The organism is Actinoplanes sp. NPDC024001 (assembly GCF_040638955.1).
In the GTDB taxonomy this organism is placed as follows: domain Bacteria; phylum Actinomycetota; class Actinomycetes; order Mycobacteriales; family Micromonosporaceae; genus Actinoplanes.
The window spans coordinates 40,412-53,135 of sequence record NZ_JBEZZB010000041.1; the positions used below are offsets into that span (position 1 = coordinate 40,412).

Here is a 12,724-nt window from a genome sequence, read left to right on the forward strand (position 1 = left end):
CAACCTTGTCCACCCAGCAATGGCCCCCTGTATGTCCATATCTGCTGTGCTTTGACCAGGGCATCGGACACTTGTGTCCGGTAGCCGGAGATCCGCGACGGTTCCCGCGGGGGACGGTCAGGCGACCAGGGGTCAGGCCAGGCCGGGGCGCATCGAGATCCGCAACAGCGGCGGCGCGGCCGACACCCGTACCCGCAGCCCGGTCAGCTCCGGCGCGGCGGCCCGGACCGCCTCCGCGACCTCGGTCTTCAGCGCGTCCCGCGAACTGCCGCAAGCCGGTCCGGCGGTCAGGCTCAGATGCGCGACACCGGCCGCGTCCACCTCGGCGGTGAACCCCTCGACGTACGCGGGGAAGCGTTCGACCGCGCGCCGCACCCGGGTCCCGGTGTCCTGCGGATGCAGATCGTGCACCAGCAGCAGGCTCTCCACCAGCGGATCGGCGCAGAGGCCGGCCGTCCGCTCCGGCCCGAGCCGCTCGACGATCCGGGCCAGCCCCTCGCCGTAGAGCTGGACCAGGCACCCGGTCAGCTCCTCGGCGGCCGTCGCGGCCCGCGGGTCGGGGCTGGCCCGCAACCCGGCCAGCAGCTCCTCGACGCGGGCGGCCGCGACCTGCGCCGGGTCGGGCGCGCTCATGACGCCGGGACCCGGCCGGCCACGCGCAGGGTGAAGCCGCGCAGCGTCCGCACCACCGGGGCGTAGTCGGCGGCGGAGGCCGGCGCCACGCCCGCCACCGGATCCTCCATGAACGGCATGAACTTGTCGGGGAAGCCGGGCATGGTGCAGCCGATGCAGATGCCGCCCACGTTGGGGCAGCCGCCGACCCCGTTGACCCAGCCCCGCTTGGCCACGTTGCAACGCACCACCTGGCCCCAGCAGCCCATCTTGACCAGGCACGACGAGGAGCCGTGGCCGAGCGCGAACTCGCTCTGGTCGTAATAGGACGCCCGGTCGCAGCCGGAGTGCACGGTCGCCTCGAAGAGCCAGCGCGGGCGCAGCGACTCGTCCAGCGGGATCATCGGCGCCTGGCCGGAGATCTGGTGCAGCAGGTAGAGGATCGTCTCGGCCAGGTTGTCCGGATGGGTCGGGCAGCCCGGCACGCAGACGATCGGCAGCCCGTCACGGGAGCGCCAGTCCCAGCCCAGGTGGTCCGGCACGCCGGTCGCGCCGGTCGGGTTGCCGGCCATGGCGTGCACCCCGCCGTACGCCGCGCACGTGCCCACCGCCACCACCCCGGTGGCCCGCGGCGCCAGCCGGTCCAGCCACGCGGTGGCCGTGATCGGCTGCCCGGTCCGCGGATCGTTGCCGAACCCGCTCCAGTAGCCCTCGGCCTTGTTCGACTCGTCCGGCACCGAGCCCTCGACGATCAGCAGGAACGGGTCCAGCTCGCCGCGGGCGGCCCGGTGGAACCACTCGATGAAACTGTCCGGGCTGCCGTCCGGTCCGCTCTCGAACCCGAGGTACGGCCAGTGCAGCGCGATCGGCGGGAGGCCGGGCAGGGCGCCGAGCACCAGCTCCTCGATGCTCGGCTGGGTGGCCGCGGTCAGGGCCACCGATTCGCCGTCGCAGCTGAGGCCGCCGTTCATCCAGAGGATGTGCAGCACCTGCTCGCCGGCGTCCGGGTTGTTCACCACCGTCTCCAGCCTTCTCGGGCTCCCCGCGGCGCTTCCCGCTTCTCGGGCTCGGCCACGGGCGGCTTCCCGGCGAGCGTAGGCTCCCGTGCCGGGCCCGGCCAAGGCCCGATTCACCCGATCGGTGGTGTCGCGGCCGCCGTGGTTCGGCGAAACTCCCCGTATCGGGCAGGGAGGGGTGTCCCATGTCGGCAGCCGCCGGCTCGGATCTGGGCGACATCGAGATTCTGCCGCTCGTCGTGGTCGCGCAGACGTTCCCGGCGCGCCCGTCGTCGCTGCCGGAGGTGCGGGTCTTCCTGCGCCGGCACCTGACCGGCACGCCGATCTCCGAGGACGACATCCGGGCGCTCTGCGACCGGGTCGCCGAGGTGCTGCTGGACACCGCCGGTGACAGCGCCTCGCTGCAGGTGTCGCTGCGCATCTTCCCGGACGGGGCCGAGGTGGACGTGCTGGGCTCGGCCGACACCCGGCCGGCCGGCGGCGCCGAGGTGGCCGGCCGGGGCGGCCGGATCGCCGCCACCGTCATCCCCGCCGCCGCCCCCGCCACTCCGCCGGCGCCACCGTCCGCTCCGCTGGTTGCCGCCGAGCCGGCGTTGACGTTCGCTGCCTGGCTGGCGGCGGGGCTGCGCCGGGAGGGGCTGACCATGGAGGCGGCGGCCCGGCAGCTGAACGTGTCGACCAAGACGATCGGCCGCTGGGTGTCCGGGGCGACCGAGCCCCGGCTCCGCGACCTGTACCGGATCCGGGAGATCTTCGGCGAGCCGCCGTTCACACGATGAAAGACTTTGCGCCGCGTTCATAGCACCGGATTGTGGCGTAGTGGTGACATGTTGATGCAGCTCACGAATTTGTTGCCATCTACAACGAACAATTCCTGACGTGCAAAACGCGGCATTTCTCCCTTGAGTTCCGACTGTCCTCCGACCACAGTGGAGCCGACCGCTGCTGTATTACGGCAGAAACTGAAAGAGATTGCAGGAGGAAAGAAATGCGCAGCACCCACCGCGCCGCTGTCCTCGCCGCCGGGCTGATCGCCGGCATCCTCGGGGTCACCGGCCCCGCCACGGCGGCGCCGTCCGCCGAGGCTCCCGCCGTCTCGGCGAGCGCCGCCGAGGTCGCGCCGATCGCCGCGTCCTTCAACGTGGTCGCCGACTTCACCGTCTGGGGGCAGAACGTCTACGTCGTCGGCAGCATCCCGGAGCTCGGCTCCTGGAACCCGCCCGCGGCCGTGCCCCTGACCACCAGCGGCCGGGCCTGGCCGAACTGGTACGGCAACGTCGCCCTCCCGCCGAACACCTACATCGAGTTCCAGTACATCGTGAAGAACCCGGACGGCAGCATCCGCTGGGAGAAGGGCTACCAGCAGAACCGCACCACGATCACCCCGCCGACCGGCACCTACATCACGCACGACACGTTCGGCGGCTACTGAGCAAGCCGGCTGCTGAGCAAGCCGGGCACTGACTGACGGGTCACGCCGAGGGGCATGAGCGAGATGCCCCTCGGCGTGACGGCCGAATTTATCGCACGGGACTGGAAATTCGGGCGTGGGAGCGTGAGCCCTGCCCGTACGGATTGCGCACGGTAGCGTTCTGGTGACAGAGTCGTTGGGCCCGCGTCGCGACGCCCTTCGAGATCACCTCTGACACCAGGGTCGAACGGCCCTGTTCCGGCCTGGCGGGCAGCCGGTCTGCTGTTTGAGGCGCCACCACGGCGGTGGCGTACCCCGCCCGACAAGGAACGCCGAATGTCGAATCGCAGCAGCGCCGCGGTCGCGGTCCGCGGCGCCGTCACCCCGGACGAGGCGGAGCACGTGCGGGACGCGGTCGGTCCCGAGATCTCCGCGATCGGCCACCCAGTCGAGCAGGCCCGGGTGCGGCTGACCCGATACGCCGGGCGTGACCTGCCGATGCTGGTGGTGGCCCAGGTCAACGTCGTGGTCGCGGACCGGATGGTCCGGGCCCAGCTGGGCGCGCCGAGCGCGGCCGAGGCGATCGACGGCGCCGCCGCGGGCCTGCGCTGGCGGCTGAACCGGCTGGGCCGCCGCCTCGCCGCCGAACGCTCCGGGGACGTCGGGCTCGGCCACGGCGGCTGGCGCCCGGTCTACCTGCCCACCCCGGCCGGCCTGCTGATCACCCGCAACCGGCCCCGCAAACTCGTCCGCTCCAAGTCGTGCCGGCTCGCCGTGCAGGACCCGGACGCCGCCGCCTTCACCATGGAGCTGCGCGACTACCCGTTCCACCTGTTCGCCGACGACACCACCGGCGCGGAGAGCCTGCTCTACCGGGGCGGGCCGACCGGGTACCGGCTGTTGCGCACGGTCGTCGGCCCGGAACCGGCCGGCAGCACCGTCCCGCTGAGTGTGCGGGCCTGGCCGGCGCCGGTGCTGCGAGTGGCCAAGGCGGTCGAGACCCTCAACTCCGCCCCGGCCCGCTCGTTCGTCTTCTTCACCGACCCGAGCACCGGCCGCGGCCGGGTCCTCTACCGCCGTTACGACGGGGACTTCGCGCTGCTCTCGCCGGCCTGGTGAGAGGTCAGACGGTCACCACGACCTTGGCCCGGGCGTGCTCGACGACCAGGTAACGCATCGCCTCGGCGGTCTCGGCGAACGGGAAGGCCCGGTCGATGACCGGCACGAACATCTTCTCCTCGGCCAGTTCCCGCAGCGCCGCCAGCATCGCCGGGTCCAGGGCGGTCTCCAGCACCTCCACCCGCTGCCGGCCCAGCCGGCCCACCGTGCGGCCGGCGATGATCAGCCCCATCGGGCCGGCCAGGTACGGCCGCCCGGCCCGCGCCGTCCCGCCGCCGGAGAGCAGCAGCAGCCCGTCCTTCGCCAGCACCCGCCGGTAGGCCCGCAACGGCCGGTTGCCGACCAGATCGAAGATCACGTCGTACGCGCCGGGCTCGCGGCTGAAGTCCGACCGGGTGTAGTCGACCACGTGATCCGCGCCGAGCGAGCGGACCAGGTCGGCGTTGCGGCCGCTGCACACCCCGGTCACCTCCGCGCCGTACGCCTTGGCGAGCTGCACCGCGAACGTGCCCACCCCGCCCGACGCCCCGTTGATCAGCACCCGCTGGCCGGCCCGCACCCGCGCCACGTCCCGCAGCCCGCGCACCGCGGTGCCGCCGGCCATCGGCAGCGTGGCCGCCTGCTCCAGCGTGAGGTTCGCCGGTTTCGGCTGCACCGCGTTCTGCGGCACGCACACGAACTCGGCGAACGCGCCGTCGCTGTCGCGCGCGTCGGCGAAGACCTCGTCGCCCGGCACGAACCGGGTGACCGCCCGGCCCACCGCCTCCACCTGCCCGGCGACGTCGCTGCCCCGGATCTGCTGCCGGGGCCGCCGCCAGCCGAACATCGCGCGGGCCAGCAGCGGGTCACCCCGCATCGCGTGCCAGTCGCGGGCGTTCAGGGAGGCGGCACGCACCCGTACCAGAATCTCGTCGTCGGCCGGCGCCGGCGTGGCCACCTCGCGCAGCCGTAGCGTCTCCACCGATCCGTACCTGTCCTGCACGAACGCTCTCATACCTCGATGGTGGCGGTGCGGGCGTCCACTGTCATCGGACCGCGGTACGGCCCGGCGACCCTACTAAAGTCCGGTGCGTTTTGTCTCGTACGCCCAGATCGCCACCTCTACCCGGTTTCGCGCGCCGAGCTTGCCCATCAGGCTGGTGATATGGGTCTTGACCGTGCTGAGCGTGATGAACAGCTCGGCGGCGATCTCGCTGTTCGTGCGCCCCCGCGCGACCAGCGCGAGAACCTCCTCCTCGCGCTCGGTCAGCGGATCGATCGGCTGCGGCGGCGAAGCGGCCGGCGCCGTCCCGGCGAACGCCTTCAACAGCCGGGTCGTGATGCTCGGCGCGATCAGCGCCTCCCCGTTCGCGGCGGCCCGCACCGCCTGCGCCAGCAGCTCCGTCCCGGCGTCCTTCAGCAGGAAACCGCGGGCGCCCGCGCGCAGCGCCGCGTACACGTACTCGTCGAGGTCGAACGTCGTGATCACCACGACCGCGAGGGGGTCGGCGACGGCCGGCCCGGCCAGCAACCGGGTCGCCTCGATGCCGTCCACCCCGGGCATCCGCACGTCGAACAGGCACACGTCCGGCCGCAGCCGCCGGGCCAGCTCCACCGCCTGCCGGCCGTCGGACGCCTCACCGGTCACCTCGATGTCCGGCTGGGTGTTGAGCATGATGGACAAACCGGTCCGCACGATCTCCTGGTCGTCGGCGACCAGCACCCGGATGCTCAACCGGCGACCCTCGGCAGCACGGCGTCCACGGTCCAGCCCCGCTCCGGGCCGGGCCCGGCCGAACACGTGCCGCCCAGCAGCCCGGCACGCTCGATCATGCCGGTCAGCCCGTACCCGCTCGCCGGCGTGCCCGGCGCGCCGTCGTCGCTGACCCGCAGCCGCACCGCGGTCTCGTCCGCCGCCACCCGCACCGTGATCCGGGTCGCGTCGCGGGCGTGCCGCCGCGCGTTGGTCACCGCCTCCTGGGTGAGCCGGTAGAGCGTGGCCGCCACCCGCGGCGGCAGGTCGTCGAGGTCGCCGTCGACCTGCACGTCCACCGGCGGACCGGTCTGCTCGCGCATCTCGGGCAGGCCGACCGGCTCGTCACGCAGCATCCGCACCATCGCCCGCATCTCGGTGAGCGCGCGCGACGCCTCGCTCTCGATCAGGCGCAGCGCCTGCACCGCCGACTCCGGGTCGCCGGCCGCCGTGGCCTGCCCTGCCTGGGCCCGGATCGCGATCGCCGACACGTGGTGGGCCACCGTGTCGTGCAGGTCGCGGGCCAGCCGCTCGCGCTCCAGGAGCCGCAACTGCTCCCGCTCGCGCAGCCGGGCCCGGGCCCGGTAACGCAGCGCCAGGCCGAGCGCGCCGGATCCGAACAGGATGATCAACCCGGCGATCAGCTCCGCCACCGTGATCTCCCCGACGACCAGGCCGATCCCCAGCCGCCCGGCCAGGATCGCCGAGCCGGCGAGGACCTCGCGCCCCGATCCCCAGCGGAACAGCGCGTAGGGCAGCAGGGTCAGGAAGAGCTCGGCGCTCATCTCCGCGTACGGCACCAGGGCGCACAGACCGAAAGCGATCGCCACCATCAGCAGCGGGCGGGTGCGGCGCCAGAGCAGCGTCGCGACGAGCGCGAGGACCAGCAGCGGGTTGACGCGGGTCACCACCGCCTCGATCAGCACGGCGGCCGCGACGGCCGCGACCAGCAGCCAGTCCCGCCAGACCCGGGCGGGTGGCGGGGGAGTGGGACGTGGCTCGTCCCAGACGGACCGCAGCAGCTCGCGCATGCCCTGATCGTAGGCGCAGGTTCCTATAGTGTGCTGGTGCCGCAGGGACTGACGTACCACGATGCCGTCAAACTGCTCGGTGGCTCCGGCCCCCTGGTGAGGATCGCCGACAACCTGCTGGGCGGCGCGCTCAGCCTGGCGACCGCCGGCGGCAGCGACGCCGCCCTCAGCCTCTTCGACGCCAAGGCCGAGGCGATCCGGCTCGGCCACCAGGTGTCCAGCAGGATCACCGAGATCGTACGGGGCCAGGGGCGCTACCACCGCAGCGAGCGCCTGCTCGCGGCGCACGGCGTCCTCGTGGTCACCGCCTTCTTCGAAGCCCTCGACACCCGCCTCGGCGCGGCCGGCCTGGAGTCCGCCGGTTTCGACCGCGACGAGCAGTCCCGGCTGCTCGTCGCCGGCGCGACGGCGAGCGACTGGACCTCCCGGCTGCTGCTCGCGGCGCTGCCGTCCCCGGCGCCCGACCTGTCCTACGACGCGCTGCTGCGCGAACTCGGCCAGTGGTGGCGCGCCGCCGCCCACCGCGTCGCCGACCACCTGGGCCACCTCGCCGCCTGGGAGAACACCGTCCGGCTCGGGGAGGCACTCGCGGCCGACGTGCCCGGGCTCGCCGCTGCCCGCTACGAGGAGAACCTGCGCCGCCTCGCCGAGGAGGTGCCCGAGTTCGCGATCTGGCTGCGCCAGCTGGACTCCCGCGCCGCCACCCGCGGCCTGGAGGCCCTGGAGCAGACCCTGCTGCGGGTCACCTCGCACCGCGACCCGGCCCGCCACCGGGCCGCCCTGGCCCGCACCTACCGTGCCGCGCTCGGCCAGCCGATCCTCGGCGGCGACGCCGGCGACCTCGTGATGCCCGCGCTCGGCACCGCCTACCTCGATCCGCGCTACCGGGTGAAACCGGCCGAGCCCGGCGCGCGGCCCGCCGACGAGAGCTGGTGGGACACCGCACCGCGCACCGACCTGGCCGCGTTCCTCGCCATGTACCTGACCACCCCGCAGGCCAGCGAGGTTCCGCTGCTGCTGCTCGGCCAGCCCGGCGCCGGCAAGTCCTCGCTCACCCGGGTCCTCGCCGCCCGCCTGCCCGCCGCCGACTTCCTCGTCGTGCGGGTCGCACTGCGCGAGGTGCGCGCCGAGGCGGAGATCCAGGACCAGATCGAGCAGGCGCTGCGGGCCACCATCGGCGAGACCGTGGCCTGGCCCGACCTGGCCCGCGACGCCGACGCCGCGATGCCGGTCGTCCTGCTCGACGGCTTCGACGAGTTGCTCCAGGCCACCGGCATCCACCAGTCCGACTACCTGCAGCGGGTGGCCGCCTTCCAGCAGCGCGAAGCCCTGCTGGGCCGGCCGGTCGCGGTGATGGTGACCAGCCGGATCGCGGTCGCCGACCGGGCGCGGGTGCCGGCCGGCAGCCTGGTCGTCCGGCTGGAGCCGTTCGACGCGGCGCAGCAGGAGCAGTGGCTGGCGATCTGGGCCGGCGCCAACGCCGCCCACTGGGCCGGCGCCGGGCGCCGCCCGCTCGGCCCCGGCGTGCTGCGGCGCTTCCGTGACCTGGCCGAACAGCCGCTGCTGCTGCTCATGCTCGCCCTCTACGACGCCACCGGCAACGCGCTGCAGGAGGCCGGCGAGACGTTCGGCAGCGCCCAGCTCTACGAACGGCTGCTGCGCGAGTTCGCCGCGCGGGAGGTGCACCGGGTGCACGGCGAACAGCCCGACAGCGCGGTGCCCGCGCTGGTCGAGCACGAGCTGCTGCGGCTGTCGGTGGTGGCGTTCGCGATGTTCCACCGCGGCCGGCTCTGGGTCACCACCGGCGAGCTCGACACCGACCTGGCCGGTCTCGGCCTGCGGCCGACCCGGCCGCAGCCGACCCAGGCCTTCCGCACGCCGATCAGCGCCGGCCAGGAGATGGTCGGGCGGTTCTTCTTCATCCAGCGCGCGCAGGCGCTCCAGGACGATCAAACCCTGCAGACGTACGAGTTCCTGCACGCGACCTTCGGCGAATATCTGGTGGCCCGTCTCGTGGTGCAGGCCGTGACCGACGCGGCCGCCCGGGCTCGTGCCCGCACCCTGCACCTCGGGCCGGCCGAGGACGACGACCTGCTGCAGTCGCTGTTGGGGTACACGCCGCTGTCCGCCCGCACCACCGTGATCCCGTTCATCGCCGAACTGCTGCCGGGAGCCGACCGGTCCGGGGCCCGCGAGTGGATCGTCGAACGGCTGCGGGTGGCGGTGACACGGCCCAGCTACACGCCCCGCGCCTATCAGCCGGTCGACAAACGCGTCGATCACTGGATGGCCACGTACTCGTTCAACCTGACCATGCTCGCGCTGGCCTGCGGCCCGCCGCTGCACGCCTCCGAGCTCTACCTGTACGCCAAGGACCCGGCCGGCTGGCTGCGGGACATGGCGCTGCAGTGGCGGGCCGCGGTCCCGGGCGGCATGTTCCTGGACGCCCTGGAACACGTGGAGGTCACCCGGTGCTGGGCCGGCGACGGCCGCCGGGACATGCGGCTCGAGCACTCGGACGCGATGGTCAGCAGCACGGTCGATCCGCTCTGGTCGCACAGCTTCGGGCCGAGCTGGAGATACGGGGAGACCGCGACCATCGGCGGGGTCAGCCGGTACTTCCCGATCTACACCGCGCTGCAGTCGATGCACCTGAGCGGCGCCTTCTCCGACGACGCCCTGCGGCACGCGCTCGACCCGCTGCTCAGCTGGGCGCCCGAGCTGATGATCAACTTCGTCGGGCACGGGCCGCGGGAGTACGAGTCGGTCGCGCACAGCCTGATCTCGCTGTGGCTGGCGTCCGCCCAGCGTGCCGAGCCTTCGGCGCTCTACCACGCCTACGAGCGGGCGCTCAGCAGCGCTGTCGCCACGGGCTCCGCCGACGTGATCAGGCTGGTCCTGCACTCGCTGGTGCACGACGTGCCCCGGCTCGACGGCCCCACGACGCTCAACCTGCTCAGCATGGTGTCCGCGCCGGCGGTCCCGCTCGTGGAGTGCCTGCTCGCGGTGGCGCCCGACGGTCTCTCCGCCCAGGACGCCCAGTTCCGTCGCACGAGGCTGCAGACTATGGTCAACTCCCTGCGGGACCGCCCGGATCTCATCGAGCGGCTGAGAGCCGAACTCGCGGCTGCTTGACGCGTACCCCTGGGGTCGTCATCGCCGGCGGCGTGCCCGGCGGATCGCGCGGCTCACAGCCGCGGCGAAGCGACCCATCGCGTTCTCCATGTCCCGCACCGCCTCCGCCTGGACCTCGGCGATCTGCCAGATCATGTTCGGCATCATTTCGGTTTCCCTCCGTGGTGTTGTCGTCCTTCACCGGCACGACGCGGCCGGCCGGCGAAATCGACAGCCGCGGGGTTGTCGATTTGCGGGTGGGTGCCGCGTCGTGGGGATGAGAGGCTCGATCACCGGGCCGCTTGGAGAGGGAGAGAACGTGCGTTACATGCTCTGGATGCTCGACGACGGCACGAACGAGCCGTCGCCGTCCGAGATCCGCGCCCTGCCCGGCTTCCAGGCCTGGGAACGCGACCTGGCGTCGCGCGGCATCGACCACCAGGGCGTGCGGCTGCGCCCGCCCGCCGACGCGGTGACCGTCCGGGTCCGCGGCGGCGAGGTGCTGGTGACCGACGGTCCGTTCGCCGAGACGAAGGAACACATCGGCGGCTTCGAGATCGTCGACGCCGCCGACCTGGACCAGGCGATCGAGGTCGCCTCCACCCACCCGGCCTGCCGCGTCGGCGTGGAGATCCGCCCGTTCCACGCGAAGGAGCACGGCCGATGAGATTCCTGATGCTGGTCTGCGTCGACGAGACCCTGGCCATGACCGAGGCCGACGACACGGTCGAACAGTGGCTCGCCGAGACGGGCGGCCGCCGCCTCGACGGCCACCAGCTGCGCGGCATCGAGGACGCCACCACCGTCCGCGACCACGGCGCGCTGATCACCGACGGCCCGTTCGCGGACACCAAGGAGTGGATCGCCGGCTACGACGTGCTCGACTGCGCCTCCCTCGAGGAAGCCGTGACGATCGCGGCGAAGCACCCTCTCGCCCGGTTCGGCGCGGTCGAGCTGCGCCCGTTCTGGGAGGAGTAGATGTCACCCGGCGTACAGGCGGCCGTCGACGCGGCCTTCCGCGCCGAGTGGGGCAAGATCGTGGCCACGCTGATCCGGGTGACCGGCGACTGGGACCTGGCCGAGGAGAGCGCCCAGGACGCCTTCACCCAGGCCCTGGCGAAGTGGCCGGCCGACGGCGTGCCGCGCAACCCCGGCGCCTGGCTGACCACGACCGCCCGCAACCGTGCCGTCGACCGCCTGCGCCGGGCCACCGCCGAGGAGGCCCGGCTCCGGGCCGCCGCCGTGCTCGCGGTCCCGTCGCCGCCACCGTCTTCATCCTCGCCGTCATCGTCTTCGTCGTCGGACTCCGAGGAGGACAGCGTGCCCGACGACCGCCTGCAGCTGATCTTCACCTGCTGCCACCCGGCGCTGCCCCTCGACGCCCGGGTGGCGCTCACCCTGCGTACCCTCGCCGGCCTCTCCACCCCGGAGATCGCCCGAGCCTTCCTGGTAGCCGAATCCACCATGGCCCAGCGGCTCGTCCGAGCCAAACGAAAGATCCGCAACGCCGGCATCCCCTACCGCGTGCCGGCCGCCCACCTGCTGCCGGAACGCCTGGCCGGCGTCCTGGCCGTGCTCTATCTGACCTTCAACGAGAGCTATTCGGCTCGCGTTCTGACAACTCCCTCAGCCGCCCGCGCTCCCTCAGCCGCCCGCGCTTCCCTGGCCGATCGCGCTTCCTTGGCCGACGAGGCTATCCGCCTGACCCGCGTTCTGGCCGCGCTGATGCCCGACGAGCCTGAGGTCCGCGGCCTGCTCGCCCTGATGCTGCTGCACCACGCCCGCCGCGCCACCCGCACCGACGCCTCCGGCAACCTGATCCTTCTGAGCGACCAGGACCGCTCCCGCTGGGACCAGGACCTGATCGCCGAAGGCGTAGGCCTCCTGTCCCGATCCCCAGGCCGCGGCCCCTACCGCATCCAGGCCGCGATAGCCGCCTGCCACGCCACCGCACCCCGCGCCCAGGACACCGACTGGCCACAGATAGCCGCCCTGTACACCGAGCTGGCCCGCCTGACTCCGTCCCCCGTCATCGAACTGAACCGCGCCGTAGCCATCGCCGAAGCCGACGGTCCCGCTGCCGGCCTGGCCCTGCTGGACCGCCTGTCCACCGCCCCCGAACTGGCCGGCTACCACCTGCTCCCCGCCGCCCGAGCCGACCTGCTGCGCCGTCTCGGCCGCACCGCCGAAGCCGCCGCCGCCTACCGCACCGCCCTGGCCCACGCACCCACGCCGGCCGAGCGCCGCTTCCTCTCCACCCGCCTGTCCACCCTCACCCCATAGCCGCCCCCCACCCGTCCCACACCCGCCGCCCGGCGACCCGGCCGCCCCGCCACTCGGCCACCCCGCCACCCTGTTCCGGCCGGCTGTCCCGTCGGGCAGCCAGCCGGATGGGCCACTACGTTGCCGGACCCGCCAGGCCGCCGGGAGTGGCCGCTTGTGAGCGCACGCCCATTCCCGCCGGCCTTGGTCAGCTGGCTCTCAGCGCTGTGTGGGAGCACATGCACAGCCCTGACGGTCAGCCGGTTCGTCCAGCTGTGCGTGGGAGTTGCTTCGGCCGGCGGGGGACGACGCTGACGGTCAGCGGGTTCGTTCAGCTGTGCGTGGGAGTTGCTTCGGCCGGCGGGGGACGACACTGACGGTCAGCGGGTTCGTTCAGCTGTGCGTGGGAGTTGCTTCGGCCGGCGGG

At 73.0% G+C, this 12,724-nt stretch carries 12 protein-coding genes; 7 read left to right on the forward strand and 5 right to left on the reverse strand.

Going from position 1 to position 12,724, the window contains the following annotated elements; genetic code table 11:
• Positions 1-132 precede the first annotated feature (132 nt).
• A complete protein-coding gene (locus AB0F81_RS18200; RefSeq protein WP_360198498.1) occupies positions 133-633 on the reverse strand; it encodes a hypothetical protein in 501 nt (166 codons plus the stop codon).
• Positions 630-1,628, reverse strand: coding sequence for a hydrogenase expression protein HypE (locus AB0F81_RS18205; protein ID WP_360198501.1), 999 nt, complete (start codon positions 1,626-1,628; stop codon positions 630-632). The genes AB0F81_RS18200 and AB0F81_RS18205 overlap by 4 nt, the downstream gene beginning before the upstream one ends.
• Before the next feature lie 185 nt (positions 1,629-1,813).
• Here AB0F81_RS18205 and AB0F81_RS18210 point away from each other — a divergent pair, with 185 nt between their 5' ends.
• From AB0F81_RS18210 to AB0F81_RS18220, 3 genes are all read left to right on the forward strand, one after another.
• Positions 1,814-2,407 carry a helix-turn-helix transcriptional regulator gene (locus AB0F81_RS18210; RefSeq protein ID WP_360198503.1) on the forward strand — a complete coding sequence of 198 codons (594 nt, stop codon included), beginning with the start codon at positions 1,814-1,816 and terminating at the stop codon, positions 2,405-2,407.
• Between the two features lie 209 nt (positions 2,408-2,616).
• The gene (locus AB0F81_RS18215) at positions 2,617-3,060 is read left to right on the forward strand and encodes a carbohydrate-binding module family 20 domain-containing protein (protein WP_360198506.1); all 444 of its coding nucleotides are present in this window, start codon (positions 2,617-2,619) and stop codon (positions 3,058-3,060) included.
• Between the two features lie 315 nt (positions 3,061-3,375).
• Complete coding sequence (locus AB0F81_RS18220) at positions 3,376-4,158, forward strand: sigma 54 modulation/S30EA ribosomal C-terminal domain-containing protein (RefSeq protein ID WP_360198509.1); 783 nt, start codon at positions 3,376-3,378, stop codon at positions 4,156-4,158.
• A 4-nt stretch (positions 4,159-4,162) separates the two neighbouring features.
• Here the strand turns inward: AB0F81_RS18220 and AB0F81_RS18225 are convergent, their stop codons facing one another.
• The 3 genes from AB0F81_RS18225 to AB0F81_RS18235 all read right to left on the reverse strand — a co-directional run bounded on the left by AB0F81_RS18225 (position 4,163) and on the right by AB0F81_RS18235 (position 6,921).
• A complete protein-coding gene (locus AB0F81_RS18225; RefSeq protein WP_360198512.1) occupies positions 4,163-5,152 on the reverse strand; it encodes an NAD(P)-dependent alcohol dehydrogenase in 990 nt (329 codons plus the stop codon).
• 63 nt (positions 5,153-5,215) lie between these two features.
• Positions 5,216-5,872, reverse strand: coding sequence for a response regulator transcription factor (locus AB0F81_RS18230; protein WP_360198515.1), 657 nt, complete (start codon positions 5,870-5,872; stop codon positions 5,216-5,218).
• Positions 5,869-6,921 (reverse strand): histidine kinase, encoded by a 1,053-nt coding sequence (locus AB0F81_RS18235; RefSeq protein WP_360198518.1) that lies wholly within the window; start codon positions 6,919-6,921, stop codon positions 5,869-5,871. The genes AB0F81_RS18230 and AB0F81_RS18235 overlap by 4 nt, the downstream gene beginning before the upstream one ends.
• A 36-nt stretch (positions 6,922-6,957) precedes the next feature.
• On the opposite strand from AB0F81_RS18235, the gene AB0F81_RS18240 reads away from it, so the two are divergent.
• The 4 genes from AB0F81_RS18240 to AB0F81_RS18255 all read left to right on the forward strand — a co-directional run bounded on the left by AB0F81_RS18240 (position 6,958) and on the right by AB0F81_RS18255 (position 12,318).
• Positions 6,958-10,056, forward strand: a complete 3,099-nt coding sequence (locus tag AB0F81_RS18240; protein WP_360198521.1) for an AAA family ATPase — start codon at positions 6,958-6,960, stop codon at positions 10,054-10,056.
• A gap of 298 nt (positions 10,057-10,354) precedes the next feature.
• Positions 10,355-10,702: a YciI family protein gene (locus AB0F81_RS18245; protein WP_360198524.1), complete on the forward strand. Its 348-nt coding sequence runs from the start codon at positions 10,355-10,357 to the stop codon at positions 10,700-10,702.
• Positions 10,699-11,013: a YciI family protein gene (locus AB0F81_RS18250; RefSeq protein WP_360198527.1), complete on the forward strand. Its 315-nt coding sequence runs from the start codon at positions 10,699-10,701 to the stop codon at positions 11,011-11,013. The genes AB0F81_RS18245 and AB0F81_RS18250 overlap by 4 nt, the downstream gene beginning before the upstream one ends.
• The gene (locus tag AB0F81_RS18255; RefSeq protein ID WP_360198530.1) at positions 11,014-12,318 is read left to right on the forward strand and encodes a sigma-70 family RNA polymerase sigma factor; all 1,305 of its coding nucleotides are present in this window, start codon (positions 11,014-11,016) and stop codon (positions 12,316-12,318) included.
• The last annotated feature ends 406 nt before the right edge of the window (positions 12,319-12,724 follow it).